At 63.6% G+C, this 26,815-nt stretch carries 22 protein-coding genes; 10 read left to right on the forward strand and 12 right to left on the reverse strand.

Annotated elements, in window-relative coordinates; translation table 11 throughout:
- The first annotated feature begins 293 nt into the window (after nucleotides 1-293).
- Together PKB_RS30330 and PKB_RS11225 are read left to right on the forward strand one after the other, a co-directional pair.
- Complete coding sequence (locus PKB_RS30330) at nucleotides 294-851, forward strand: EthD family reductase (RefSeq protein WP_084166612.1); 558 nt, start codon at nucleotides 294-296, stop codon at nucleotides 849-851.
- Between the two features lie 80 nt (nucleotides 852-931).
- Nucleotides 932-1,441 carry a ProQ/FinO family protein gene (locus PKB_RS11225; protein ID WP_043251748.1) on the forward strand — a complete coding sequence of 170 codons (510 nt, stop codon included), beginning with the start codon at nucleotides 932-934 and terminating at the stop codon, nucleotides 1,439-1,441.
- Between the two features lie 193 nt (nucleotides 1,442-1,634).
- On the opposite strand, the gene PKB_RS11230 is transcribed toward PKB_RS11225, so the two are convergent.
- The 5 genes from PKB_RS11230 to PKB_RS11250 form a co-directional block, all read right to left on the reverse strand.
- Complete coding sequence (locus PKB_RS11230; RefSeq protein ID WP_043251749.1) at nucleotides 1,635-2,630, reverse strand: AraC family transcriptional regulator; 996 nt, start codon at nucleotides 2,628-2,630, stop codon at nucleotides 1,635-1,637.
- A gap of 205 nt (nucleotides 2,631-2,835) precedes the next feature.
- Nucleotides 2,836-4,758: an alkyl/aryl-sulfatase gene (locus PKB_RS11235; protein ID WP_052355431.1), complete on the reverse strand. Its 1,923-nt coding sequence runs from the start codon at nucleotides 4,756-4,758 to the stop codon at nucleotides 2,836-2,838.
- A 257-nt stretch (nucleotides 4,759-5,015) separates the two neighbouring features.
- Nucleotides 5,016-5,684 (reverse strand): DUF3313 domain-containing protein, encoded by a 669-nt coding sequence (locus PKB_RS11240; protein WP_043251752.1) that lies wholly within the window; start codon nucleotides 5,682-5,684, stop codon nucleotides 5,016-5,018.
- A gap of 69 nt (nucleotides 5,685-5,753) precedes the next feature.
- A complete protein-coding gene (locus tag PKB_RS11245) occupies nucleotides 5,754-6,995 on the reverse strand; it encodes an OmpP1/FadL family transporter (protein ID WP_242411218.1) in 1,242 nt (413 codons plus the stop codon).
- A gap of 733 nt (nucleotides 6,996-7,728) precedes the next feature.
- Nucleotides 7,729-9,165: an IS1182 family transposase gene (locus PKB_RS11250; RefSeq protein WP_043251757.1), complete on the reverse strand. Its 1,437-nt coding sequence runs from the start codon at nucleotides 9,163-9,165 to the stop codon at nucleotides 7,729-7,731.
- Between the two features lie 247 nt (nucleotides 9,166-9,412).
- Between PKB_RS11250 and PKB_RS11255 the strand changes: the two genes are divergently transcribed.
- Nucleotides 9,413-9,985 carry a TetR/AcrR family transcriptional regulator gene (locus tag PKB_RS11255; protein ID WP_043251759.1) on the forward strand — a complete coding sequence of 191 codons (573 nt, stop codon included), beginning with the start codon at nucleotides 9,413-9,415 and terminating at the stop codon, nucleotides 9,983-9,985.
- On the forward strand, nucleotides 9,982-10,938 hold the full coding sequence (locus tag PKB_RS11260) for a DMT family transporter (RefSeq protein ID WP_043251761.1): 957 nt from the start codon (nucleotides 9,982-9,984) through the stop codon (nucleotides 10,936-10,938). The genes PKB_RS11255 and PKB_RS11260 overlap by 4 nt, the downstream gene beginning before the upstream one ends.
- Before the next feature lie 171 nt (nucleotides 10,939-11,109).
- Here the strand turns inward: PKB_RS11260 and PKB_RS11265 are convergent, their stop codons facing one another.
- On the reverse strand, nucleotides 11,110-11,913 hold the full coding sequence (locus PKB_RS11265; protein WP_043251763.1) for a lytic transglycosylase domain-containing protein: 804 nt from the start codon (nucleotides 11,911-11,913) through the stop codon (nucleotides 11,110-11,112).
- Nucleotides 11,914-12,408: 495 nt separating this feature from the next.
- On the opposite strand from PKB_RS11265, the gene PKB_RS11270 reads away from it, so the two are divergent.
- The 3 genes from PKB_RS11270 to PKB_RS11280 all read left to right on the forward strand — a co-directional run bounded on the left by PKB_RS11270 (nucleotide 12,409) and on the right by PKB_RS11280 (nucleotide 13,639).
- Complete coding sequence (locus PKB_RS11270) at nucleotides 12,409-12,759, forward strand: DUF3147 family protein (RefSeq protein ID WP_043251765.1); 351 nt, start codon at nucleotides 12,409-12,411, stop codon at nucleotides 12,757-12,759.
- A gap of 73 nt (nucleotides 12,760-12,832) precedes the next feature.
- Nucleotides 12,833-13,120: a metal-sensing transcriptional repressor gene (locus PKB_RS11275; protein ID WP_043251767.1), complete on the forward strand. Its 288-nt coding sequence runs from the start codon at nucleotides 12,833-12,835 to the stop codon at nucleotides 13,118-13,120.
- A gap of 81 nt (nucleotides 13,121-13,201) precedes the next feature.
- Nucleotides 13,202-13,639: a YqaA family protein gene (locus tag PKB_RS11280; protein ID WP_043251768.1), complete on the forward strand. Its 438-nt coding sequence runs from the start codon at nucleotides 13,202-13,204 to the stop codon at nucleotides 13,637-13,639.
- Nucleotides 13,640-13,644: 5 nt separating this feature from the next.
- Here the strand turns inward: PKB_RS11280 and chrA are convergent, their stop codons facing one another.
- From chrA to PKB_RS11300, 4 genes are all read right to left on the reverse strand, one after another.
- Complete coding sequence (gene chrA / locus PKB_RS11285; RefSeq protein WP_043251769.1) at nucleotides 13,645-15,009, reverse strand: chromate efflux transporter; 1,365 nt, start codon at nucleotides 15,007-15,009, stop codon at nucleotides 13,645-13,647.
- Between the two features lie 82 nt (nucleotides 15,010-15,091).
- Nucleotides 15,092-15,574 (reverse strand): BRO-N domain-containing protein, encoded by a 483-nt coding sequence (locus PKB_RS11290; protein ID WP_043251770.1) that lies wholly within the window; start codon nucleotides 15,572-15,574, stop codon nucleotides 15,092-15,094.
- Between the two features lie 446 nt (nucleotides 15,575-16,020).
- Nucleotides 16,021-17,097 (reverse strand): ATP-binding protein, encoded by a 1,077-nt coding sequence (locus PKB_RS11295; RefSeq protein WP_043251771.1) that lies wholly within the window; start codon nucleotides 17,095-17,097, stop codon nucleotides 16,021-16,023.
- Nucleotides 17,094-17,828, reverse strand: coding sequence for a response regulator (locus PKB_RS11300; protein ID WP_043251772.1), 735 nt, complete (start codon nucleotides 17,826-17,828; stop codon nucleotides 17,094-17,096). The genes PKB_RS11295 and PKB_RS11300 overlap by 4 nt, the downstream gene beginning before the upstream one ends.
- 162 nt (nucleotides 17,829-17,990) lie before the next feature.
- On the opposite strand from PKB_RS11300, the gene PKB_RS11305 reads away from it, so the two are divergent.
- From PKB_RS11305 to PKB_RS11315, 3 genes are read left to right on the forward strand one after another with little or no spacing between them, the layout of a single operon-like run.
- Complete coding sequence (locus PKB_RS11305; protein WP_043251773.1) at nucleotides 17,991-19,145, forward strand: efflux RND transporter periplasmic adaptor subunit; 1,155 nt, start codon at nucleotides 17,991-17,993, stop codon at nucleotides 19,143-19,145.
- 16 nt (nucleotides 19,146-19,161) lie between these two features.
- A complete protein-coding gene (locus PKB_RS11310; protein ID WP_043251776.1) occupies nucleotides 19,162-22,299 on the forward strand; it encodes a multidrug efflux RND transporter permease subunit in 3,138 nt (1,045 codons plus the stop codon).
- Nucleotides 22,299-23,735 carry an efflux transporter outer membrane subunit gene (locus PKB_RS11315; RefSeq protein ID WP_043251778.1) on the forward strand — a complete coding sequence of 479 codons (1,437 nt, stop codon included), beginning with the start codon at nucleotides 22,299-22,301 and terminating at the stop codon, nucleotides 23,733-23,735. The genes PKB_RS11310 and PKB_RS11315 overlap by 1 nt, the downstream gene beginning before the upstream one ends.
- 443 nt (nucleotides 23,736-24,178) lie before the next feature.
- On the opposite strand, the gene PKB_RS11320 is transcribed toward PKB_RS11315, so the two are convergent.
- A complete protein-coding gene (locus tag PKB_RS11320; RefSeq protein WP_043251780.1) occupies nucleotides 24,179-24,976 on the reverse strand; it encodes a class I SAM-dependent methyltransferase in 798 nt (265 codons plus the stop codon).
- Nucleotides 24,977-25,247: 271 nt separating this feature from the next.
- Nucleotides 25,248-26,627, reverse strand: coding sequence for a purine-cytosine permease family protein (locus PKB_RS11325; protein WP_052355240.1), 1,380 nt, complete (start codon nucleotides 26,625-26,627; stop codon nucleotides 25,248-25,250).
- Nucleotides 26,628-26,815 lie beyond the last annotated feature (188 nt).

The raw sequence follows: 26,815 nt of genomic DNA on the forward strand, positions 1-26,815 counted from the left end.
TGGGGCAGGGGGGGCCGAGACTGGCACGGGCTTGCATCGCACCTGACCAACCAATCGCATTGCCGCTGACCAGTCGGTTGCATCCGTGCTGACCGCCGTTTGCACCCGACTTGATCCGTACATGCCCAGGAGGCGAACGGCGGAGAACGGCCAGAAACGGTCGCTGAAGCCGCCTTGGCGCAGGGGTGGCAGGCTGGCGCGTGAGGGCAAAGGCCAGATTGCTGCCAACCGTGGCCGCAAGCGGGCATGATAGGCAGGAATGCAACCCGGTCCTAATCGTTGGAGACTTGCCCATGATCAAAGTTAGCGTGATGTACCCCAATGCCCCAGGCGTTCGATTCGACCACGACTATTACCGAGACATCCATATGCCTCTGGTGAAGGAACGCATGGGAGACAAATGCAAGTACTACACGATCGATAAGGGACTGGCCGGTGGAGAGCCCGGAGCCCCGGCGACATACGTTGGGATGTGCCACATCTTCTGTGACTCCGTGGAGGCCTTTCAGGCGGGCTTCGGTCCACACGCAAAAGAGATTCTGGCGGACATCGCGAATTACACCGACCAGACGCCAGAATCTCTCGACCACGACTATTACCGAGACATCCATATGCCTCTGGTGAAGGAACGCATGGGAGACAAATGCAAGTACTACACGATCGATAAGGGACTGGCCGGTGGAGAGCCCGGAGCCCCGGCGACATACGTTGGGATGTGCCACATCTTCTGTGACTCCGTGGAGGCCTTTCAGGCGGGCTTCGGTCCACACGCAAAAGAGATTCTGGCGGACATCGCGAATTACACCGACCAGACGCCAGTGCTACAGATCAGTGAGGTAGTTGTGGGCTGATCGTCCTGATTCAGCTGATCCCGAAGGCCATTTGGAATACCCTTGCGCCACGAATCAACCTCGAAGCTGTGAATTGAACGATGGGTTTTGAACAACTAGCTGGACTACGTGACCGCCTGCGGGCTGAAAAAGAGCAGGCAAAGACCGATAGCGCGAAGCGCCCCAAGCAGAGGCCCGCCCCGAAGGCGAAGCCGCGTGACCAGGACCCCGCGGTGGAAGCGATCTGGCGATTGCAGAAGCACTTCCCCTTGGCTTTCCCTGTCAATCCGGCGCCCAAGGTTCCGCTCAAGCTGGGCATCCTCCAGGATGCTGAGCAGCACCTGGAGCTGCTCGGAATAACCAGCGAACAGCTCAAGCTGGGCATCACCTCCTGGTGCAAGGGAACACGTTACTGGGCATGCATGGTGGAGAATGCGCCGCGCCTGGACTTGAATGGCCAAGCAGCGGGTACCGTGACGGCCACTCAGGCGCAGTATGCGAAGCAGCAGGCATCGCGGCAGCGCAGCCAGGACCGCCGAAATCGAGCGAAGCAAAAAGCGCGTGTCCCAGCCCCCGCCGCCGATACCCCAGCGGAACAGAGCGCGGACTGAACTCACGCGCGCCCTGCATGGAATCGCCCAACCACTCGGATGGCGGGCAAGGCGTGCGATGTGCTGGCAAGGAGAAGCGAAGGGCTGCGGTTGGCCGCCTCTGCCCTTCGCGACCGGCAGGTTCGGGTCGGTTGCAGCCACTCGCGACTGGCTCCAATCGGCCAGAAGCGGTCACTTGAACACCTACCTTGGCTTAATCTCGAAGCAACCTGCGGTGTTCCAGGGGTGGCATGCCGTACCAGCGTTGATGCGCGCGGTAGAACGAGGTGTCGCGCCGATAGCCCAGTTCCTGGGCTATTTGCACCACGGACAGATCGGACTCCCCCAGAAGCTGCTCGGCCCTTTGCCGGCGAATTTCGTCTACGTGCTCCTCGAAGTCGAAGCCGTCCCTTGCCAGGCGCCGCTGCAACGTCCGTGGATGCAGGCCGAGAATCTTGGCGATCTCATCGAGGTTGCAGCGCTGCTTGGGCAGCAAGGCGTGGATGTGGCGCTCCACCTCGAAGGCGAGTTTCTCATCCGCGTGCGAATGCGCCTCCAGATAGAACTTCACGATGGAATGCAGCATGGCGTCATGCCGGGAACAGGGGCGCTGCATATCGCGTTGACTGATCGCCAGGGCGTTGCAGTCCTGGCCGAAGAGGACCTGGCAACCGAAGTAGCGCTGATAGACCTCGGCTCCCGCCTGTGGCTGGTGGCGCAGCAGTACTGTCTTGGGCTGAAGCGGCACGCCAAGCAGTTCGGTCATCAGCAGCCGGCCATGCAGAAGCGATTTTTCAACGATCTGCGGAATTTCCTCGATACAGGGCAGTGCGTTGTCGAAACAAAGCAGCGTACAGCCCGGCTTGCGCTCCAGATGGAAAAGGATCGAGGGGCTGTAGACGCGCATGTAGCGCACGACGGCCACCAGCCCTTCACCTGCGGTGGGGGCCGTCTGTGCCAGATGCTGGAGCGGGCCGAGCAGCGTGGACTTCTGGCGCGTCGCCAGTTCCAGACCCAGCTCGGGCATGGCAAGGGCATGGGCGCTGCCTTCGAAGATTTGCGCCAGGCTCTTGTAGGAGAATTTCTTCTCGTAATCGCCTACGACCTCCATGCCAATGCGATGGGGGGAGAGTTGCGAGCGAAGTGATACGCCGCGTTCGGCAAGCAGTTCGCCAAACTGCAGAAATGCAGTGCCGCGAATGGTGTCCATGAGCCGTTCCATCCTGCAGTGGCCTCCAGTCCGAGCGACTTGACCATGGCTACCTGGGTACGTCTGACTGCCGGACGCTCCGGGGCAATGGGATGTATCAAGCGTAGGTCGCTCAGGTCTGGCGCATCCTTTCCGATAGAAAAAAGGCAAGCCATTGGCAACTGCCAGTGGCTTGCCTCGATGCACTAGAGCATCAGGTGGAGCGTCACGGAGTGACGATGTTGAACCAGAAGTCGAAGTTGTCCATGTAGCTCATCAGCTCGTCGAGCTTGCCCTGGTCGCCCTTGACCTTCACGTCACCCGACTTTTCCGCGTCCTGCAGGGTGGCCTGCTTGAGCATCAGTTTGTTCAGGGTGTCGCGGGTCAGGGTGATGGTGGCGTCGGCATCCTTCGCTTGAACGCCCTCGGTGTGGTTGAGCACGCCGTTGACCATTTCCAGCGTGTACTTCTGCTTGAGGTCGGTGAAGTCGAAGTTGAGGGTGATGTGCTTGTCCGCCGCCTCAGGCCCTTTCAGACGCATGGCCAGGTAGTCGAAGAACAGGTCCAGGTCCATCGCCTTGACGGTGTCGGGGCTGGCGGTGTCCGGCGTCGGCAGCTTCTGCACGCCGTTGCGCAGTTCCTGCGCGCCGGTGAGGTAGAAGTTGCGCCACGGGCCGCTCTCGGCCTGGTAGCCCAGCTGCTCGAGGGCGTCGGCCTGGAGGTTCTTCGCCGCCTGGTTGTTCGGGTCGGCGAAGACCACGTGGTTCACCACCTCGGCTACCCAGCGGAAGTCCCCTTTGTCGTAGTACTCCTTGGCCTTCTTCAGCACGGCATCGGCGCCGCCCATCATGTCGACGTAACGCTTGGCCTCTTCGTCAGGCGGCAGCTGCCACAGAGGGGGAGGGTTGCCGTTGAACCAGCCGAGGTACAGCACATAGGTGGCTTTGACGTTGTGGTTCAGCGAGCCGTAGTAGCCACGGTTGGAGAAGCGCTGGGCGATGCCCTTGGGCAGTTTCACCTGCTCGGCGATCTCGGTCATGGTCAGGCCCTTGTTGGCCAGGCGCAGGGTCTCGTCGTTGATGTAGCGGTACATGTCTCGCTGCGAGGACAGCTGGTCGCGCACTTCCTTGTTGCCCCAGACCGGCCAGTGGTGCATGGCGTACATCACCTGGACGTCGTCGCCCCACATCTTCAGCGCCTCGTTGAGGTACTTCGACCAAGGCAGCGGCTCGCGGATCTTCGCGCCGCGCAGCGAGTAGGTGTTGTGCAGGGTGTGGGTGGAGTCCTCGGCGGTGTTCAGCGCCTTTTTCTCCTTGATGTAGTACATCATCTCGGCCGGCGCCTCGCTGCCCGGCGCGTAGAGGAACTCGTAGGTCAGGCCATCGATCACCCGCTTCTCTCCGGTCTTGGAGATGATGTCGGTCGGCGGAATCAGCGTCACGGTGCCGGCGGAGGTGGTGGTGCCCAGGCCTGCGCCCAGCTGGCCGGTTTCGCTCGGCGGCAGCAGGTTGCCGTACATGTAGCTGGCGCGGCGGCTCATCGCGGTGCCGGCCATCACGTTCTCGGCCACGGCGTGTTCGAGGAAGCCCAGCGGGGCGTAGATCTTGACCTTGCCGGCCTTCACGTCCTTCTCGTCCACCACGCCGCGCACGCCGCCGTAGTGGTCCACGTGGCTGTGGGTGTAGATCACCGCCACCACGGGCTTCTTCGGACGATGCTTGAAGTAGAGATCCAGCGCCGCCTTGGCAGTCTCGCTGGAGATCAGCGGGTCGAAGATGGTGATGCCGTGCTTGCCTTCGACGATGGTCATGTTCGACAGGTCGTAGTTGCGCACCTGGTAGATGCCGTCGGTGACCTGGAACAGACCGGAGATATTGATCAGCTGCGATTGCCGCCACAGGCTGGGGTTGGTGGTGGCCGGTGCCGCTTCACCTTCCTTGATGAAGTTGTACTTGGCCGGGTCCCAGATCATGTTGCCCTTCTCGCCCTTGATCGGGTCCGAAGGCAGCGGCGCGATGAAGCCCTTGTGCGCCAGTTCGAACGAGGTCTTGTCGTTGAACGGCAACTCCTGGAGCAGGGCGTCGTTGGCCGCCTTGGTGGCGTCGGTGGCGGGCTTGGGCGCTTCGGCTGCCCAGGCATGGGTGGTCATGGAGATGGCCGCCGCCAAGAGGAATGACGAGCTGAACTTCCAGAGCCTGGCGGCCCCTTGCCCATCCATTGAAATCGAAGTTTGCGCGATCAGTTTCATTTCAAGCTCCTTCTTGCTTGATGCGCTGTACCCTTCGAGGTAACTGCCAGCACTGCGTTGTGTAGGTATTGCTTACTGCTTGGGTCGAGAGTCGGGGTTGCCTTGGGGCGGGGGCGCTCGATGGCTCCGGCCGGGGTCCGTGTCGGCAGCGATTGCCGTTACTTTTTCAGCGATTCGAATGACTTCACCATGTCGCGCGCCCAACCATCGAGAACGGCCTTAGCGTCGTTGGCGGTCATGACCTGGGAGGAGTTATCCAACTCGGCGCCCGCGCCCTTGCGCACGACCTGGGCGACCACTTCGTTGTTGCCGCCATCGAGGAAAGCCGCTTCGGTGGCGATGGTGGTGTCCTGGTCGCGGATGCCGGTGGCGGTGCTGATGCCGGCGGCGATCAGGGCAATCGGGATCACCTCGTAGGGTTGCAGGCTCTTGGTCTTGGCGCTGACCGCGGTGATCGCCGGGCGCACCACGAGCACGTGCGGGCCAGGGCCGCTGGCCAGCGGCAAGGCCTTGGCGAACTGGGTCTGCAGCACCTGATCGTAGTATTTGGTGATGCCGTCCAGCGTGCTCTGCGGGATTTTCTCGGTCGGCTGCGGCTGCGGGTAGAGCTGGCTCGGCTCGACATAGACGCTGGTGAACTGGCTGACGTCGATGCCAGGCTTGATCCAGCGGCTTACCGCCGCGCCGGAGGGGGATTTCTCTTCTTTCAGCACCTGGTAGTTCTTCAGGAACCCGGAGTACTCCTCGGGCTCGATGTACTTGCTGGCACACCCGGCCATCCCCAAGGTGGCGAGGCATAGAACTACCGCTAGCGGCTTCAACGTCATAGTGGAACTCCTTGTGGTCCATCTTGCTGAGGGTGGTACGGGGCTGCTGCCGAGGGAGGTCCTCTCACCTCAGAAACGCCAGGTGGCACCGCCGCCGATGATGTGCAGGGCAGCGTTTTTGTAGGTGCCGGATAGCGTTTCGCCGGAGCGCGCCTTGGTCTGTTCGTCGTCCATGTTGCCCAGCCACGCCAAGGTGTAGGCGGCGTGCAGGTCGAGGCCTTCCTCGAGCTGGTAGTTCACCCCGGCGGCCAGTCGCCAGGTCTCGCCCATGGGGTTGTCGACGGTGCGGTCCTTGTCGTCCACGGCCGAGCTGTCGTAGCCCAGGCCCATGCTCCAGCGCCACTGTTTGGTGGCCTGGTATTGCGCGCCGATGGAGGCATGCCAGGTGTCCTTGTACTGGCGGTCGACAGTACGGCTGACGCCGGCGGCGTTGGCATCGACCTCCACGCCGATCTGGCCGAAGTCGCTCCAGTCCTGCCAACCGAGGCTGCCGAGCAGCTTCCATTGCGGGTCGAGGTCATGCGCGACGCTCAGCAGCACGGTCTGCGGGACGTTCATGTCCAGCTCCAGCGAATCGACGTCGGCGCGGCGCAGGGCGGCATTGATGATCGGGTTGGTGACACCGTGCACGGACGGGCTGTCCTTGAACTCCAGCTTGACCTTGCTGGTGTAGGCGAGGCCGATCTGGGTGCTCGGCGAGACGTGGTAGAGCAGGCCGAGATTGACCCCGGTGCCGACGTCGGTGTCCTTGTATTGCAGCTTGCCATCGGGGGCGTCGCGCAGGCCGAGCAGGTTGTTATTGACCGCCACTTCCGTGCGGTAGTAGCCGTACATGATGCGCGGGCCGATGCCGACCGAGAGATTGTCGGTGAACTTGTGCGCCAGGGTCGGCTGGAAGGACATGCCGATGACTGCCGCGCGCCGGCTGAAGTAGCGGCCGGCCCAGTCGTCGTCGTAGTCTACGGCCAGGCCGAAATTGCTGTACATGCCAAAGCCGATGGCCGAGCTGTCGTTGATCTGCTGGCTGACGAAGAAGCTCCCGCTGGGAAGGTACTTCAGTGCGTTGCCGCCTTCGTTGCCGTCGAACTGGTTGTCGCTGTCGCGGGAGAACTTCAGGTGGCCAAGGATCAGCTGGCCGTTGGTGTTGATCTGCGTGCCCTTGAGCTCGGCGATGCCAGCGGGGTTGCTCATCAGCACGCTGGGGTCGGTGGCCAGGGCGGCGGCGCCGGCGTTGGCAAGGCCTGCGCCTTCCTGGCCGGCTTCGTAGATGGAAATACCACCGGCATGAACGGAGGTAGCGATCAGCCCCATGCCCCACGCTATAAGAGCTGCACAGACTTTGAAAACCGTACGAGAACTGAAATAGCTCATTGCGCATCCCCTGCTGAAGTAACAGTCACAGCACTTCCGGTGGGTGGGCGCTCAACGAGTGAAGGTGCAGCCTTGAACGGTACGGCAACTGCGGTCTTGTAAATGCGGCCAGCCCAGCTATGACAGGCAAGAGCCTAGTAGCGATGATCTAACACGCAAATTCTTGACGGCATGAACTGTGACGCTCCTCTCTTCATACGACACTGCCAGACGCACGAAGGCAGCCACTTCCCTCGTCACAGCTGAATCCAAACCATCGAATGGATTCGCCTATCGCCGCTGCCACGCTCTCCTCTACCGCATGTCTCCTGTCATGAAATGAGAGAACGAAACAGGCCTATTTCCCTCGAGCAGGACGCGCGGTTGCGTGGTCCCTCGATGAAGAGTCAGTTCGGCTTCGCTAGCACCAAATCCCAGCGATCGCATCTGGCAGCAAACACCTGCACCTCCTGGATTGCAGAGCATCTTCGGTGTGTAACTCAGAACAGCTGCGATGTCGGCTTTGGGTCCAGGCTGTGTGAAAACAGCGAAGGGCTTGCGCCAGAATCGCATTTGGAATTGGGCCCCGAAAGTACATGCGACTATCTCGACCACCGGTTGTTAACCGCTGCCAGAGTCTTCTGAGGCGATCTACGGCAGTTTGCGGTGGAGAGACGCAGGAAAATGGCCGGCCTCAGGCGCGCAGTACCTCAATGACACCGCTGACGCCCAAAATGCTCAGCAGCCGTTTGAGGTTGTAGGCAAGCACATGCAAGCTCATTTCCGTGCTGACTCGAGGCAGCGTCTTGGTCAGAAAGTGCGTCGCGCCCATCCAATGTTTGAGCGTGCCAAACGGATGCTCTACGGTCTGTCGACGCACACTCATCATCTCCGGTTGGCGATCCAGCCGCTGCTGCATGGCCTCCAGGATTGCTTCGTGTTTCCAGCGCTTGAGTCGGCGGTAATTGCTGGTGGTGCAGTTGCTACGTATTGAGCAGCCCGGACAGTCAGAGCTCCAGTAAGCATCCAACTCGAGGCCATCTTCCACCGTCGAGAAGCGCTTGATCGCACGATGGCCAGCAGGACATTGGTACTCGTCATCAGCGGCTATGTAGATGAAGTCCTGTTTACCGAAGCGCCCTTCAGCTTTGCTGCTGGAAGTCATCGGCTTGGGCACGAAGGGCGTGATGCCCGCCTGCTCGCACGCGAGGATTTCCACTCCGCTGAAGTAGCCTCGATCGGCAACGACGCTGAGGCTTTCAGAACCGGTGGCTTCGCGAGCCTGCTCGGCCATCGTGGCAAGCGCCGCACGGTCATGGCCGACATTGGTGACTTCGTGCGCAACGATCAGGTGATGCTGGGTATCGACCGCCGTCTGCACGTTGTAGCCGACTACGCCGGTGCCTTTACCGCTGGTGGCCATGGAGCGAGCATCCGGATCGGTGAGCGAGACTTGTCCATCTGGTGCTTCGCGTAGCTGCTGCTCCATCTCCTTGAGCGCCTGCATCTGCTGGCGGAGCTTCTCGATTTTGTCCTGGAGGCGGCTGACCTTGGCTTCGGCGACATCGGATTGCGTCCGGTCGGCGGTATCCATCGCCGCCAGATAGCGCTCGATGCTTTTTTCGATCTGCTCCATGCGGGCGCGCAGCTTGCCGTGAGTGAAGTTGCGATCACGGTTGTTGACCGCTTTGAACTTGCTGCCGTCGATGGCCACCAGCGACTGGGAGAACAAGTCGAGTTGGCGACACAGCACGACGAACTGCCGGCAGACATTGCGAATGGCTTTGCCGTTGTCGCGTCGGAAGTCGGCAATGGTTTTGAAGTCTGGTGCCAGCCGCCCGGTCAGCCACATGAGTTCGAGATTGCGCTGGCATTCGCGCTCCAGGCGACGGCTGGACTGGATGCGGTTGAGGTAACCGTAGATGTAAACCTTCAACAGTACAGCGGGGTGATAGGACGGTCGCCCAGTTACGGCAGGAGTGGCCCCATCGAACTCCAGGGCCACCAGATCGAGTTGCTCGACGAAGGCTTCGACTACGCGGATCGGATTGTCTTCGGCGACGAAGTCATCCAGGCATTCGGGAAGTAAGCTGACCTGTGCCCGGCTCACCTCTTCGATGAATCGCTTCATACGCCGCCCCCGCTGAGGTTGCTCCAGCAACTCTAGGCGAGGACGACGTTTTCACACAGCCTGGGTCGGTTGCAGCCACTCGCGACTGGCTCCAATCGGCCACAGGCTGCCCTTCACTGCATCCTCGGCAACATCAGTTCAGTGGCCAGTGTCGCTGGCGACTTGGGAGTAGTCGCTTTTGCGCGCGATCGGTACTTACCGGTCGGTATAGTCGCATCACCTCCCCTCAATTCGACGGCCAACCACCATGGAAGAGACTCGCCAGCGACTGATCAACGCCGCCCTGGAGCTGTTTCTGAGCCAGGGACTGCATGTCACTGGGGTAGCGGCCATTGCTGCTCGGGCCAGGGTCACCAAGATGACGCTTTACGGGCACTTTCCATCCAAGGACTCCCTGATCGTGGCCTGTCTGGAGGAGCGCGATCGCCTCTGGCGAGCGAGGGTCGAGCAGCTGCGTGACGACTTGCCCGATCCACTGGAGGCACTTCTGGCGTTCTTCGATCTCTACCAAGGCTATGTCGAGCGCGACAGCCATCGCGGTTGCCTGTTCGTCAACAGTGCCGCTGAGTTCTCCTCGATGAGTCACCCGGTGTTCCGGGCTGTCGAGCGGCACAAAGAGGGGGTGCGCGAGCAACTGGCTGCCTTGGCCAGGCAGGCGAAGTTCAACGCCCCGCGACAGATCGCCGAGAGTCTGTTTCTGCTCCTGGAGGGCAGCTTCGTCAGCGCCGCGCGCGGCGATTCGACGGCAGTTTTCGATACGGCCCGGCAGATGGCCAGGCAGTGGCTGCAGTCCCAGCCTCACGAGGAGCAACGCACATGAAAGGAGGGTTGATCGCGGCCATCGCAGCCACCTTTTCCTGGTCGTTGCTCTATCTGTTGCCGAACCTGATCGGGGAATACAGCACCTTTGACCTGGCGGTCGTCAGTTACGCGTTTGCCGGCCTGGGATCGCTAGGTGTGCTGGCAAGGTTCCGTCGACAGTTGACGACTCTGACGCTTGGCGACTGGCTGACGGTCGGCCTGCTGGGCTTCCTGGGCTACATCGGTTACTTCTTCCTGATCACCAGTGCCGTTATCGCCGCCGGACCGGTCATTCCACCGGTCATGCTGGGTTGTGTGCCCATAGTCCTGGCCATCGCCGGCAATCTGCGTAGCCAGGCGATTCCCTGGCGCAGCATTGCGGCCCCACTGCTGCTGGGCGCGCTGGGCATCATGATGGTCAATGCCAGCAGTTTCGAGCGCGCCGATGGGCAAGCCTCGCAGCCCGCGGCGATGGTACTGGTGGGCATCTTGATTTCCCTGCTGGCGATCGGATTCTGGACCGCCTTCGGTCTGCTAAACGAGCGAGCCCTCAGCACGCGACCGGGTATGGATCCGTTGCTCTGGTCGGCACTGCTCATCCTGACGTGCAGCATCGAAATGGCCGCATTCCTGCCCGTGGGGCTGTACCTGAAGCTGTCCAGTTTCGTGAGCCACGGCGGCGCTCTGAAAGGAACCTCGGCGGTGCTTTTCTGTGGCCTGGTTCAGGGGCTGGGGGCAACCCTCGGAGGAGCCTGGGCTTGGTCGATCGCGACGCGGAGCATTCCTCTAGCGCTGGGCGGGCAGTTGATTGCCAGCGAAACGCTCTACGCCACCACCTTCGGTCTCCTCATCCAGCATCGCTGGCCATCGCCACTGGAGGCGCTGGGGACAGCAACCCTTTTCCTCGGCGTTACCGTGGCCATTCGACAGTTCTACCGTGCTGACCAACGTCGCCGCCAAGGCAGCAGTTGACCCGTCGGGACCGTCCGCTTCGGGTAGGTTGCAGCCGGTAGCTACTACGGTGCGACTGGTCAAGCCCTATGCGAGCGGTGGTCAGCGTGAATGCAAATGCTTGGTCCGGAGGAATGCAGGCGGGCGATCGAGTCAGCGCAATTACGCCCGCTTTTCTTGTGCGCCCCGTGATCAGCGCTGCCTGCGGTAGCGCTCGGTCAAGGACTGCACGAGGGAGACGTAGGATTGCGTCTCGGCGTAGGGCGGCACCCCGTTGTACTCGGCTACGGACGCTTCGCCGGCGTTGTAGCCGGCCAACGCCAGCGTCTGGTTGCCGTTGAAGCGCTTGAGCAGCCAGGCCAGGTAGCGCACGCCGCCACGGATGTTCTGCCGCGCATCGAACGGATCGTCCACGGCGAAGCGCTCGGCGGTGGCGGGCATCAACTGCATCAACCCCTGGGCGCCTTTTTCGGAAACGGCGTTGGGTTGAAACGCCGATTCGGCATGCATCACTGCGCGGACCAGCGCGCTGTCGACACCGTAGTGACCCGAGGCGGCCTCGATCTCGCGCCGATAGGAGCGGGTATCCAGGCGCACTGAGGCGACGTTGAAGCCCTTCGGCGCCGCGCACAGGTAGCAGCCCTTGATGTATTTGACCTCTAGCACATCGACCCGCGCGGAGATCCCGACGGGGCGCCGGCTCACGTACTGGCGAACACCCTTGTAGACGAACGTGTACACGCGAATCCGCCCCGGGCCTGGGGTGTCGTCCCGCGCAAGCTTTGGCCGGGCCTTTGCCTTGGCGCCGACAGCGGCGCTCGCCTTGCCAGCCTGGCGCGTGCAGTGGGCGTGGGCGATGGCGTGGCTGGAGTAGCTGAGGGTTCCGTCCTTGGCCTGGCACTTGAACTGGGCGCCGGCGCACAGGGGGGCGACCAGCACGGCCAACCCGATGCAGCCAAGCAGGCTCTTGCGAGCCCATCGTGCACTGGAACCCATCGCATCGCTCCGCGCCACAGGCGCCGATCAGGCCAGGGCGAACCTGGCGCGGGCAATCGGGAAACACACAACTGGGACGGTCGTTGCCGGCGGCAGCCCCAAGCGAGCCTTGCGCACGTTTGCCGTGCTCCTGTGACTGGCAGGCTCCCTGGGCTTGCCAGGCGCTGCCTTTGGGGCGCCTGTCCGCGGCGCTCCAGCTTTTGCTCCGCTAGTTATACCCCTTGTAACCGGCCCTGGATTTTGGATTGACGTACGGGCTGCCGACGCTCGCAGGGACGAGAAGGGGGCGGATTCGTTTTTCCCCCTCGTGCTGCCTGGGAGGTCGGGACTAGAGCGATTGAGTGAATCCGTCCCCGTCTTCGCTTCTTCGTCCGGCGTGGCAGCAAACGGTCGCTTGGCGCGTTGGGTGTAGTCTGGTCATATCCCCCTGGGGAGGATATTATCGCCAGCGTTCCGAAGCGGATCGACCGCCTCGGCGCTCGTGCGGGAGCTGCCATGGCATGGCTCATCACCAAGTACATCCTGACCGCCGGAATCGTGGTCCTCGTCTCCGAGCTGGCCAAGCGCAGCGACAAGCTGGGCGGCCTGGTGGCGGCGCTTCCGCTGGTGACGGTGCTGACGCTGATCTGGCTGTACGTCGAGCAGCAAAGCCAGGAGAAGATCGCCAACCACGCCTGGTACACCTTCTGGTACGTGGTGCCGACGCTGCCGATGTTCCTGGCCTTTCCGCTGATGCTGCCGCGCTGGGGTTTCTGGCCGACGCTGCTTGGCTGCATCGTCCTCACGATGGCCTGCTTCGGGCTGTTCGCCCTGTTCGTGCGGCGCTTCGGCATCGAGCTGCTCTGAGCCGCACCGGGTTGCATGAGGTATCCCATCCTGGGGGATACTCGCCCATCGTCTACCGACAGGGACTTCGCCCATGAGCAAGACCGACCATCCCCATACCCACCAGACGCACGCCGCCATCATCAAGCGCCTGAAGCGCGCGGAAGGGCACCTGCGCAGCATCGTCGCGATGATCGAGAACGAACGCGCCTGCGTGGATATCGCCCAGCAGCTTCATGCGGTGGAAAAGGCCGTCTGCCAGGCCAAGCGCACGCTGATCCAGGATCACATCGACCATTGCCTGGAAGACAGCGTCGGCGCGCTGGGCCGCGGCGAGCGAGTGCCGCTGGACGAGTTCAAACAGATCACCAAGTACCTCTGAGGTTCGCCAATGTCAGGCATCGTCGACGGTCGACAACTCGAAACGGCTCGCGAGGGCATCGGGGCGGGCGGCTGATTCCGTATGTGGGAAACGAGTGGATACCTGGGGCTGTTCGCCTCGGCTTTCGGCGCCGCGACCTTGCTGCCGTTGCAATCGGAGGCGGTGCTGGTGGCGCTGCTGCTCGCCAAGCAGCATCCGGCGCTTGCGCTCTTGCTCGTGGCCACGCTCGGCAATGTCGCCGGGTCGGTCGTGAACTGGGTGCTCGGGCGCTACCTGGAACACTGGCAGGGCAAGCGCTGGTTCCCTGTTTCCCCCGAGCGGCTGGCCAAGGTTCAGGGCACTTACCATCGCTACGGCCGCTGGTCGCTGCTGCTCAGCTGGGCGCCGGTGATCGGCGACCCGCTCACCGTGGTCGCCGGCTTGATGCGCGAGCCGATGTGGAGCTTCCTGCTGATCGTCACGCTGGCCAAGGCTACGCGCTATGCAGTGCTTTGCGCCGTCACGCTGGGGTGGGGCTGAGCGACTCAACCCCGCAGCAAATGCACCGCCAACCCCGCCAGCGCACAGGCGAACAGCACTTGAATCACGCCCCGCTTGAAGCGGAACAGCGCAACCGCCGCCGCGACGGCGATCAGTGCCGAGGGCCAGTCGAAGGCGCCGGAGAAACCTTGCGGCCAGAGCACGTGATAGCCGAAGAACAGCGCCAGGTTGAGGATCACCCCGACCACCGCGGCTGTGATGCCGGTGAGCGGCGCGGTGAACTTCAGCTCGTTGTGCGTCGATTCCACCAGCGGGCCGCCGGCGAGGATGAACAGGAACGACGGCAGGAAGGTGAACCAGGTGACCAGGCTGGCGGCGACGGCTCCGGCGAGGAACGGGTGGTCGGCGCCGAACATCGGGTGCACGTAGCCGCCGACGAAGCCCACGAAGGCCACCACCATGATCAGCGGGCCCGGCGTGGTTTCGCCCAGGGCCAGGCCGTCGATCATCTGCGTCGGCGACAGCCAGCCGTAGTGGCCGACCGCGCCCTGGTAGACGTAGGGCAGCACCGCGTAGGCGCCGCCGAAGGTGAGCAGGGCGGCCTTGGTGAAGAACCAGCCCATCTGCGTCAGCGTCCCTTGCCAGCCGAACGCGGCCGCCAGCAGGCCCATGGGCAGCAGCCAGAGCGCGGCACCGATCACGCACAGGCGCAGCAGGAGCGACCAGCGGAAACGCGCGTGCTCGGGCGTTGGCGTGTCGTCGTCGATCAGCGCGGGGCCGTAGCTGGCTTTCGCCGCGCCATGGCCGCCGCCGAGGGCGAACTTGCCGGGTAGCAGGCGCCCCCCGATGTAGCCGATAACGGCGGCCGCCAGCACGATCAGCGGGAACGGCAGGTTGAGCGCGAAGATGGCCACGAAGGAGGCCGCGGCTATCGCCCACAACCAGCCATTCTTCAGCGCGCGGGAGCCGATGCGATGCGCCGCGTGGACGACGATGGCGGTGACCGCCGGCTTGATGCCGTAGAACAACCCGGCCACCACCGGCACCTCGCCGAAGGCGACGTAGAGCCACGACAGGCCGATCAGCACGAACAGCGAGGGCAGCACGAACAGCCCCCCGGCGATCACGCCGCCCCAGGTTCGGTGCATCAGCCAGCCGATGTAGGTGGCGAGCTGCTGGGCCTCCGGGCCGGGCAGCACCATGCAGTAGTTGAGCGCATGCAGGAAGCGCTTTTCGCTGATCCAGCGGCGGCGCTCCACCAGCTCCTGGTGCATGATCGCGATCTGCCCGGCCGGGCCGCCGAAGCTGATGAAGCCCAGCTTCAGCCAGAACAGGAAGGCTTCGAAGAGGCCGACCGGCGCTCGGCTTGCCGCCGCAGCCTCGGCGCTGGGCGAGGGGGATTCCGTCATCACTGTTCTCGTCGTGTGCAAAGGCGACTACGTATACAGGAGCCCGGGTGGCGAAAGAAACACGCCCGGGCGAGCGACCCGATCAGGCGCTGGTCGCCATCATTCGCACCGCATCGTCCAGGCGAACCCAGACCTGGCCCTGCCACTCCAGCACCCCCAGTTCACGGCCCAGCGCCGGGGCCATGCGCCGGCGCGGCAGGTGCGGGTTGTGCTGCTGGGCGTTGCGCAGCATCGGCAGCACTTCGTTGGTCAGCCACTGGCGCAGGCTGCGGTTTTCCGGGTGGTAGAAGTTGACCATCAGCAGCGCGTAGACGCCGCTTTCGCTGATCAGCAGTTCCTCCTCGCATTCGCCACAGCTGTTTTGCAGAACCGCCTTGCGGTGCTGGTCGGCATCCAGCTTGTGGACGATGCGCTCGGTGATGTGGCTGTTGGTCAGGCGCGCCAGGTCGCGCCCGGCGAACCAGGCCTGGTCCTCGATCAGCACCGCGCGCAGTTGCCGGTGATGACGGAGGAAGACGGAAGGAATCAGGGCGGAATCGGAGGGGAAGGAAAGGGCAGGGTTCATGCTGTGCTCCTTGCATGCATTCAAGAAGCCGCCCCCGGGAGAAAGGGAGGCGGACCGTGCAAGGGTGGAAGACCGGGATACCGTAAGGCCGGCCAGGCCGAAGCCTGCCTTGCACAGTCCGCCACAGACCGCCAGAACTCTCCCGGCTTTGATGGCCTGATGAGCTCTGCTATGGCGTATTACGGTAATCAGGCTTCCACACCTGACCGCGGCAAATCCGCGGCGGGCGAAACCCTACGCAGGGAGCTTGTAGGACCGCAACGCCATAGGCGAGTAGGAAGTTTCCCAAAGCCTCCGCATGTGTGGGAACGCAGATTCTTTCTCGCCGGGCCGTCTGGCCCGGTTCATGCGGCCCGGAGGGGGCAATTGCGAGAGGCGACTATCCGCCCGGTGTGACCTGTTGCTTTTGGCTGCAATCGGCCAATTGCGGACATTTGGTCAAGAGACTATGTCTGAGCAACCGGCTTGCTTACCGGCCAAGAAACAATGAACAAACTTCCCATTCCAGATGCCTGGCATATCGCCTGACCACCATGGGCCTCTGCGATAGCTTTGACCACGGCGAGCCCCAGGCCACTACCGCCGCTTTTTCGAGAGCGCGAAGGATCGCCACGACGAAAGGCCTCGAAGATCTCTCTGGTCAGTTCGCTATCAATGCCGGGGCCATCGTCTTCCACGCTCAACTGACAGTCGTCGCCGACCTTTTGCAGACGCACTCGCAGGTTGCCCGGATCGGCATGGCGCAGTGCGTTCTCCAGCAAAGCCATCAGCGCCTGACGGATGCGTAGCCCATCACACTCCACTAGCAAGTTGGCATCCAGTTCGTCGTGTAGGTGGAAGCCCTTGGCTGCCATCGGCTCGGCGAAGGCCCGTAGCACAGTGCCGAGTTCATCGGCCAGACGGACGCTGGTGCGCTGTATATCCAGGTGGCCGCTATCCCTGAGACTCAGCACGCGCAGGTCTTCGATCAAACGGTTGAGTCCCTCCACCTGGCGTAGCAGGCCTTCGAACAGCTCATTGCTGGGATCGAACACGCCTTCTGCCAGGCCCTGCAGGCGGCCGCGCAGAATTGTCACCGGTGTGCGCAGCTCGTGGGCGATGGCTGCGTTCCAGAATTCGCGCTCGCGGGTCATGCACTGCAGGCGCTCGGCCATGAGGTTGAAGTCGCGTACCAGTTGCGCTGTCTCGCCCGTGGCCTGCTCGTCCAGCGGTGCGCGTGCCGTGAGATTGCCCTGGGCCACTTCGCGCAGGCTGTGTGCCACCGAGTTCAGCGGGGTGATCAGGCGCCGCGACAGGCGGATGGCGACGAACACTGCCATGCCCAGTGCGGCGGCAATGGTGCAGCCAATCCAGATCATCTCTACCCGCGAGGGCACCCAGGTATCCGAGATGCTGCCCGGCATGTAAGCCGTAGCGATGGCATAGAAAACGTAGGAGCCGAACACGGCGATGAAAATGATGCTCAGCGCCATCACCGCCAGGGACTGGATGAACTGCCGGCGCAGTCCGGTTGCCGGCTTCATGCGTCGCTGCCGAAGCGATAGCCCACGCCCCAGACACTGGCCGGCACGCCCTGGATATCGTGCGCTTCAAGCTTCTTGCGCAGTTTGCTGATGTGGCTGTCCACGGTGCGTTCCTGGGTGTCACCTTCGGGCAGGCAGTTGACCAACAGTTCGGCACGGCTGAACGCCCGTTTCGGCGCGCGCATCAGGCAGGCCAGCAGTTTGAACTCGGTCAGAGTCAGATCCAGTGTGTGTGTTTGGCCATGCTGCTGCACGCTGGCTTCATGGCTGTCCAGGTCGATCTGGAAGGCGCCGACGCGCAGGATCCGGGTGGCGGCCGGCGCGCTCGCCCGCGTGCGCCTCAGCACCGCCTGAACACGTGCCACCACCTCGGCCGGGTTGAAGGGTTTGACCACGTAGTCGTCGGCGCCCAGGCGCAGCCCCATCAGCTTGTCGATGTCCTGGTCGAGCGCGGTGAGCATGATCACCGGCGTATCGCCACGGGAGCGGATTTCGCTGAGCACGTGCCAGCCATCGAGATGGGGCATCTGAACGTCCAGCAGCAACAGATCCGGCTTGAGCGTCTGGTGCATGGCCAATGCCTGGTGGCCATCGCAAGCATGCTGGGTGCGCAAACCGCTACGTTGCAGATAGGCGATGAGGATGTCGGCGATCTCTGCCTCGTCCTCGGCGATCAGCACCAGTGCCGAGGCGTGGGAGGTAAGGCTGGTGCGCGCATTAAGATCGGCCATGAACAGTCTCGCAGACGGTGACGCCGAATTTTATAGCGCTCTCCATGCTTTCTCCACAAAGCCTCGAATCATTCGCAATAGCCACGCCCCAGACTGCAGCCTCGATCAGCTCCCGGCCGACATCAGGTCGGCCTGGGCGTAGCGTGCAACGAGGAGTGGGTTATGGGCAGTAAACAGCGGCCTCTGGGCGTCGTGTTCGCAGGACTTGCCGTATTGGCTCTGGCAGGTTGCGATGCGGCGCCACAGGAAACCGCAGCACCGGCGCCTGTCCAGGTGTCGGTACTGAAACTGCAAGCGCACGAGCTGGCCATCAACGAGGTTCTCCCCGCGCGCGTGGCAGCCGTACGCAGCGCCGAGATTCGCGCGCAGATCGGCGGCATCGTGCAGCGTCGTCTGTTCGAGCAGGGCGCCGAGATCAAGGCCGGTACCGTGCTGTTCCAGATCAACCCGGCGCCGTTCAAGGCCGAAGTCGATAGCGCCTCCGCGGCCTTGCAGCGTGCCAAGGCAGTCTTGGCGCGGGCGCGCGTGCAGGCCGAGCGCCTCAACCCATTGATGCGCGCAGAGGCGGTCAGCCGCCAGGTGTATGACGATGCCGTGGCGCTGCGTGAGCAGGCCGCCGCCGATGTTGCCCAGGCCCGGGCAACGCTGGCTCGGCGCAAGCTGGACCTGCAGTTCGCCAGCGTCGAGGCGCCGATTGCCGGGCGGATCGACCAGGCGCTCGTCAGCGAAGGCGCACTGGTGTCGCCGAGCGATGCCACGCCCATGGCGCGCATTCAGCAAATCGACCAGGTGTACGTCGATGTGCGCCAGCCCGCTTCAGTGCTGGACGCGCTGCGTCAGCGGGCTGGTGAGGCGTCGCCGGAACTGAGCGTGGACATCCTGGGCAGCGACGGCAAACCGCTGGGCATGCGCGGGCGCGTCCTGTTTTCTGGCGTTGAGGTGGATGCCGGAACCGGCGACGTTCTGCTGCGGATACTGGTGGACAACCCGCAACGCCGCCTGCTGCCCGGTCTCTACGTGCAGGCGCGGATTCCGCGAGCTCATTACCCCGCCGCTGTCAGCGTGCCGCAGCAGGCGGTGACCCGCAGCGCGGGCCAGGCCAGCGTGTGGGTGGTGGATGCTCAGGGCCGGGTACGCCCGGTGCCCATCGAGCTCGGTGAACTGGTCGAGCGTCACTACCGCGTGGTGTCCGGAGTCAACGCCGGACAGCAGGTGGTGGTCGAGGGGATCGAACGCCTGAGTCCCGACGCCCAGGTCGCCACACGCCCCTGGCAGCCCGCCACCAACCACGAACAGCTCAGCGCTGTCGCGCGCTGAGTCCGGAGAAGCTGTCATGCCGCAGTTTTTCATCAACCGCCCAGTGTTTGCCTGGGTGATCGCCCTGTTCATCGTGCTGGGCGGCGTCATCGCCATCCCGCAATTGCCCATCGCCCGATATCCGTCGGTGGCGCCGCCGTCGGTGACCCTCTACGCAAGCTATCCGGGGGCCACCCCGCAGACGCTCAACGACTCGGTGGTGAGCCTGGTCGAGCGCGAGCTGTCGGGGGTGAAGAACCTGTTGTACTTCGAGTCCTCGGTGGATACCTCGGGCTCCGCGCAGATCACGGCCACCTTCAAGCCGGGCACCGATACGGAGCTGGCTCAGGTGGACGTGCAGAACCGCGTTAAGGCCGTCGAGCCACGCCTGCCCCAGGCCGTAAGGCAGAACGGCCTGCAGGTGGAGTCCGCCGCCTCGAGCTTTCTGATGATGGTCGGCATGACCTCGCCCAACGGCCAGTTCGATGAGGTTGCCCTCAACGATTATCTGGCACGCAATATCGTCCAGGAGCTGCGTCGTATCGACGGCGTGGGGCGTGTGCAACTGTTCGGCGCCGAGCAGGCCATGCGGGTCTGGGTCGATCCGAACAAGCTCACGGCCTACGGCCTGACCATGAACGAACTGGCACAGGCCATCGAGCAGCAGAGCGCGCAAATCGCCCCCGGCCGGATCGGCGACGAGCCAGCATTGCCCGGTCAACGCCTGACCGTGCCGCTGACCGTGCAAGGACAGCTGAGCACGCCGGAACAGTTCGCCGCCATCGTCCTGCGCGCTGGCGCCGATGGCGCCAAGGTGGTGCTCGGCGACGTGGCTCGGATCGAGCTGGGCGCTGAGTCCTACGCCTTCTCCAACCGCGAGAACGGCGTGGCGGCGACCAGTGCCGCGATCCAGTTGTCGCCTGGGGCCAACGCCGTGCGCACCGCTTCAGCCGTGCGCGAGCGCCTGGCCGAACTGGCGCCGAGCATGCCGGCCGGCATGGCCTACTCGGTGCCGTTCGACACCGCGCCCTTCGTCAAGGTGTCCATCGAGAAGGTGATCTACACCCTGTTCGAGGCCATGGTGCTGGTGTTCCTGGTGATGTTCCTGTTCCTGCAGAACCTGCGCTACACACTGATCCCGGCCATCGTCGCGCCCATCGCACTGCTCGGCACCTTCGCTGTGATGCTGCTGGCGGGGTTCTCGATCAACTCGCTGACCATGTTCGGCATGGTGCTGGCCATCGGCATCATCGTCGACGATGCCATCGTGGTGGTGGAGAACGTCGAACGGCTGATGGCAACCCAGGGGCTGTCGCCGAAAGAAGCCACCTCACGGGCGATGCAGGAAATCACCGGCGCGGTGATCGGCATCACCCTGGTGCTCACCGCCGTGTTCATCCCCATGGCCTTTGGCAGCGGCTCGGTGGGGGTGATCTACCAGCAGTTCACCCTGTCAATGGCAGTGTCGATCCTGTTCTCGGCTTTCCTCGCCCTGAGCCTTACGCCTGCACTCTGCGCCACGCTGCTGCGCCCGGTGAGCGCCGACCATCATGAAAAACGTGGCTTCTTCGGCGCCTTCAACCGCGGCTTCGAACGTCTCACCGCGAGCTACGGCGCGCGGGTAGCACGCCTGGTCGGGCGCAGCGGACGAATGATGGCGGTCTTCGCCGTGCTTTGTGCGGTACTGGCAGCCGCTGCCACGCAATTGCCGTCTTCGTTCCTGCCCGAGGAGGATCAGGGCTACTTCATGACTTCCATCCAGCTGCCCACCGGCGCTACCAGCGAGCGCACGCTGGACGTGGTCAAGGCCTACGAGGCCCACGTCGCCTCGCGCCCGGGGCTGGACGCCAACCTGGTGGTACAGGGTTTCAGCTTCGCCGGCTCCGGCCCCAACGCGGCCATGGCCTTCACCATGCTCAAGGACTGGGATCAGCGTGATGGCGCAACGGCCGCCGAAGAGGCCGCGCTGGCGCAGCAGGCCATGGCCGACAACGTCGAAGGCACGGTGATGAGCTTGATGCCTCCGGCCATCGACGAGTTGGGCACGTCCTCCGGTTTCACCATGATCCTGCAGGATCGTGCCAACCGTGGCGAAGCTGCATTGCTGGCCGCGCAGGCACAACTGCTGGAACTGGCCGCGCAGAGCGCGGTGGTCAGCGATGTCTACCCCGATGGCTTGCCGTCCGGCGAGAGCATCCGTCTGGAGATCGACCGGGAGAAGGCCGAGGCCATGGGCCTTTCCTTCGCGGCCGTGAGCAGCACGCTGTCGGCGGCCATGGGCTCGCTGTACGTCAACGATTTCCCCAATGCCGGACGCATGCAGCAGGTCATCCTGCAGGCCGACGCCCCCGCGCGCATGCAACTGGACGACGTGCTCGGCCTGCGCGTTCGCAACGTCAGCGGCGGCATGGTGCCGCTGCGCGAGGTGGTGACGCCGGTGTGGAGCGAATCACCGCAGCAGATGCTGCGTTTCCAGGGCCTCCCGGCGGTACGTATTTCCGGAGGAGCGGCTCCCGGCGTATCCAGTGGCGCAGCGATGGCCGAAATGGAACGCCTGGTGGCGAAGTTGCCAAAGGGCTATGCCGCAGCCTGGACGGGGGCGTCATTGCAGGAACGCCAGTCGGCGGCGCAGGCACCGCTGCTGATGCTGTTGTCGGCACTGGTGGTGTTTCTGGTGCTGGCGGCGCTGTACGAGAGCTGGTCGATCCCGCTATCGGTGATGCTGGTGGTGCCGCTGGGCCTGCTCGGCGCGGTAGCCGCGGTGATGTTGCGCGGCATGCCCAACGATGTGTTCTTCAAGGTGGGCATGATCACCATCATCGGCCTGTCTGCGAAGAACGCCATTCTCATCGTCGAGTTCGCCCGCCAGTTGCATGCCGAGGGGCGCACGCTGATCGACGCCGCCGTGACCGCTGCGCGCCTGCGCCTGCGGCCGATCCTGATGACCTCGCTGGCCTTCACCCTCGGTGTGGTGCCGCTGATGCTGGCGTCCGGTGCCAGCGCCGAAACCCAGCACGCCATCGGCACCGGGGTGTTCGGCGGCATGCTCAGCGGTACCTTGCTGGCGGTGTTCTTCGTGCCGGCCTTTTTCGTCTTCGTCATCGGCACGCAGGAGCGCTTCAGCGCCTGGCGTGCGCAGCGTGGCAGTGCCGCGCTGACCCGGGAGAACCCCTGATGCGCCTGTTCCTGATCCTGCCGCTGCTCGCCTGCCTCGGCGCCTGCTCGCTGACGCCGACCCTGGAGCGCCCGGCCGCACCCGTGCCGGCGCGCTTTGCCATGGGCGCTACCACACCGGCCTCGATGCTGCCGCCCAGTGCCTTGGGCTGGCGCGCGATGTTCGGCGATCCGCGCCTGCAACGGCTGATCGCCCTGTCGCTGGCCAATAACCGCGACCTGCGCCTGGCCACCCTCAACGTCGAGGCGGTGCAGGCGCAGGCGAACATTCAGCGCGCCGCGCGCTTGCCGGCCGTTGAGTTGGACGCAACGAGCACGCGCGAACGCGTCCTAAACACTGATGCCAATGATCGCGCCAACCATGAAGTGAACCAGCAGACTGGGGTGAACGTCGCCCTCAGCGCCTTCGAAATCGATTTGTTCGGCCGTGTACGGGCACTCTCCGATGCCGCATTGGCGCGCTACCTGGCCAGTGAGCAGGGGCGCGACGCGGCGCAGATCGCTCTGGTCGGTGCGGTAGCCGAGGCCTACTTCGCCCAGCGCCTGGCTGACGAGCAACTGCAGCTCACCGAGCGCACCCTGGCCGACTGGCAACAGTCGCTGGAGCTGGCGCGCCTGCTCAAGCAGGCCGAGCAGAGCAGCAGCCTGGACGTGGCCCAGGCCGAAGGGCAGGTGGCCCTGGCCGAAGCCGACCTGGAGGCGCGTCGCCGCGCCCAGGCGCAGGCGGACAATGCCCTGCAGCTGCTAGTTGGCAGTGAGCTGCCGGGCGACCTGCCACCTGCTTTGCCGTTGGAGCGCCAGCCGTCGGTCGCACGTCTGCCAGCCGGGTTGCCGGCCGACCTTCTGCTGAGCCGGCCGGATCTGCGTCAGGCCGAGCAGATGCTGGTGGCTGCCAATGCCGATATCGGCGCGGCGCGGGCGGCATTCTTCCCGCAGATTTCCCTGACCGCGTCGTTCGGTTACGCCAGCACCTCCCTCGGTGGCCTGTTCGACCCGGCCCGGCAGGTCTGGCGCTTCGCCCCGCAGATTTCCCAGCCGCTGTTCCAGGGCGGGCGCCTGCGCGCCGAACTGCGCCTGGCCGAGGTGCGCAAATCCGAGGCGGTCGCCCAGTACGAGCGCGCCATCCAGACGGCCTTCCGCGAAGTGGCCGATGCGCTGGCGGGAACGGCTACCTTCGACCATCAGATCGAGGCGCAAATGCGCGCTGTGACCGCTGCCGAGCGGCGCCTACGACTGTCCGACCTGCGCTACCGTGCCGGCGTCGACGGCCGCCTGGAACTGCTCGATGCCCAGCGCCAGTTGCACGCTGTGCAGCAGGCGCTGCTGGAGCTGCGCCGCGCGGAAATCACCAATCGGGTGGCGCTGTACAAAGCGCTGGGTGGTGGCCTGCATGAGCGTGATATTACGAAGACTGCCGCTGTCGCGGTGGCTCACTAGAGTCGACCCAAATGGTCAAACCTTAGCCTGTCCCGGCTAGATCAAAGAGAGCCGGATCCCGCGCTCATTCTGCAATTTGAAGCCTTACTCGGATGGCCCAGATATCTTTCAAGCAGAGTTGGGTTTCTGCTCGACCCGTCTTTCTTTGCTCCAAAGCTGGCGACAGCAAGTAGCGCTGGTGTTCGCGACAAGTCGTCCACCAGTGTGCTGATAAGGATGGCTACTCGGAGTACTGGCCGCTAACCGGGAAGATGGAGACCTATTTCCTAGGTCCGCTTCTGGCCGATCTCTGCCTATCGTGATCGACAGAAGTCGACCCATTGCAGCCATTCGTGAGTGGCAGAAACCGGCCAATAGCGGCCTGTCGGATGATCGGTTGATCAGCCCCTACGAAGCGTTGTTGATCCAGCGATGCTGGGCGTTCTACCCGGCAGCGGGTAGAGCTATTTCTTCGTTGCCCGAGTCATCAAGTAGTGCTGACGCACCATGTTGTTCTCAAAGTAACGTGAGACAAAACTGTCGAGCTCCGCCCTGAAGGCCGCGAGTTTGGCCGGTTCATCTTGCAAAGCAGCAACCAGTTTCACCACCGGGCCAAGGGTTTCCTCTATGCCTTTGCGATAGTGCTGCGGACTTAACGCAGGAAACACCATGACTGAGCGATCAAACACTATGTCTGTCACGGCATCTCCGAGCCGCTGGCGGATGATGTTTGGATCTCCCCATTGCGGAGGCGCGGCTGCGCCTGGAGGTGGCGGAACGAACTTGCCAACCAGCGCGAACATCTGCCCCACGTAGTGCTCCGGCGGCCATGTTGAGAACGCAAGCGTTCCGCCCGGTTTGAGTACACGCAGCATCTCGGCAGTGGTTACGTCCGGTCTGGGCGCAAACATGTGCCCGAACTGGCTGATCACCACATCGAAGGTCGAGTCCCCGTATGGCAGGGCTTCTACATCACCCTCAGTGAAGTCGATCTCGACGCCCGCAAGGGCGGCGTGCTGCCTGCCGTGCTCGATCAATACAGGCGAAAGGTCGAGCGCGCAGACCTTCGCGCCCACGCGCGCCGCCGTCACCGCCCCCACGCCAGTGCCGCAGCCGACATCGAGCACCACCTGGTTTGCGCGTATGCACGCATGTTTGACGAGCACCGCTGCCGTCGTCGTCGTGACGGCTTCGAGCGGTGCGAAGAGCGACCATCCCTCTCGCTGAATGGCCTTGAGCTGGGCAAACGGATCGTTTGACACGGCGTACACCTCTTTGCAGCGGCGATTGAGGCAACGATTGAATTGTTTGCCGCAAGATGCAACTCGTCAAAAAAGGAAGGTTACCTCCCGCGCCCGTGCCCTGATTCGATGCCGGAACGCTCAGGTTTCATGTCCGCAACGGATCGATAACTGCCTCGGGCCGCGGGCAACTCCTGGCCGACTTCTGCCTGGCGTAATCGGGACAACCGCACCTTTGCATCCTGCAGACCGGGTTGGCCTCAGTGCGTGATGTCCCTCTGTCGCCAAGGGATCAGTCGGGAGCAGGGGAGCGGAACTGGCGTCGCGCGGTTGCGGGCTGGCTGTTCACCATGCAGTACAGCGCCCCGGCGAGTACCAGGCCCACTGCCCAGCTGATGTCCGCATCCAGCCAGTTCGCGACGAAGCCGGTGTAGAACGACAGCTTCATGAACGGGATCGTGCCGATGATCGAGACGGCATACACCGCCAGCGTGCGTCGATTGAAGCGTCCGTACTGGCCTTTGGGGTCGTACAGCTCGCCCACGTCGTACTGACCGCGGCATACCCAGTAGTAGTCGGCCAGGTTGATCGCGCTCCAGGGGATCAGCAGGTAGAGCTGCCCGATCAGGATGTCGGCGAAGAAGGTGTCGAAACGGTATTGGGTGGCGATGGCGATCAGCGTTGCGGCCACGGTCAGCACTGCCATGACCGACGCTTTTGCAGTGGCCGTGACGTAGCGCAGCCCACCGAAGGCCCCGAAGATCGTGACCGTGGACATGTAGGCGCTGTACAGGCAGAGCACGTTGTACTGGATCACCCCGAGCGCGATCACGGCCAGCGCCAAGGGGGCCCAGGGGCCGAACAGCGTGGCGATGGCGGTTGCCGGGTCATGCCCCAGCATGGTGGGGATCGCAACGGCCACCAGGGCGCCCAGGGCCATCATGGCGAAAGACCCCAGTGCGCAGCCGCAGTAGGTGGTCCAGAACGTGGTGCGTGTGTTGACGTGGGCCGGCAGGTAACGGGAGTAATCCGCCACGTAGGGGCCGTAACCCAAGGTCCACGAGGCCGCCTGCGCGACCACCAGGTTGAAGGCGGTCAGCGAAAAGCCCGCGCTTGCTGTCGTCGTCGACATCGCGTCGCCGGGGTGCAGCAGAATCAGAACCAGCGCGCCGGCAAATACCAGCGTCGACATCAGGCTCATCCACGCCCCCAGGCGGTGGATCAGCTCGTAGCCCACGAAACCGATGACGAAGGTCAGGATGCCTACCACCACGATGGCCTGGTCATCGCCGATGGGCAGCAGCGCCTTCAAGGCATCGCGCATCAGCACGCCACTGGCGGCCAGGAACAGCACCGCCGCCGTGACCATCACCAGCAAGGGAATCGCCGCGCCGTAGACACCGAATTGCGCCCGGCTCTGAATCATCTGCGGGACGCCCAGGTGCGGGCCCTGGGCGGAGTGCGCGGCCATGAAGACGGTGCCGACGAGGTTGCCGATCAGCAGGCCGAGCACTGTCCAGGCGAAGCTCAACCCCGAGGCGATGCCCAGGGTGCCGACCATCAGCGCGGTCACCTGGAAATTGGAGCTGAACCAGATGGTGAACAATCGTCTGGGCGTGCCATAGCGCTCAGCGTGAGGGACAAACTCGATACTGCGCTTTTCAAGCTTCACGACCGACTCCTTATTCTTTCCCTCCGATTATCAATAGGTTATCGAGGGCTATTCGGCCTGGTCGCGAACATCTCGTAGCTACCAGCGACCGATGCGATAAGCGGTTTGTGCGCCCCTGGCGTCGCCCAAGGCCTTCCTGCCGCACGAAGACGCCTGCAGTTGTTGGGCGTTCCCGTTCGATCTGACCC

The organism is Pseudomonas knackmussii B13, from assembly GCF_000689415.1.
GTDB classification, from domain to species: domain Bacteria; phylum Pseudomonadota; class Gammaproteobacteria; order Pseudomonadales; family Pseudomonadaceae; genus Pseudomonas; species Pseudomonas knackmussii.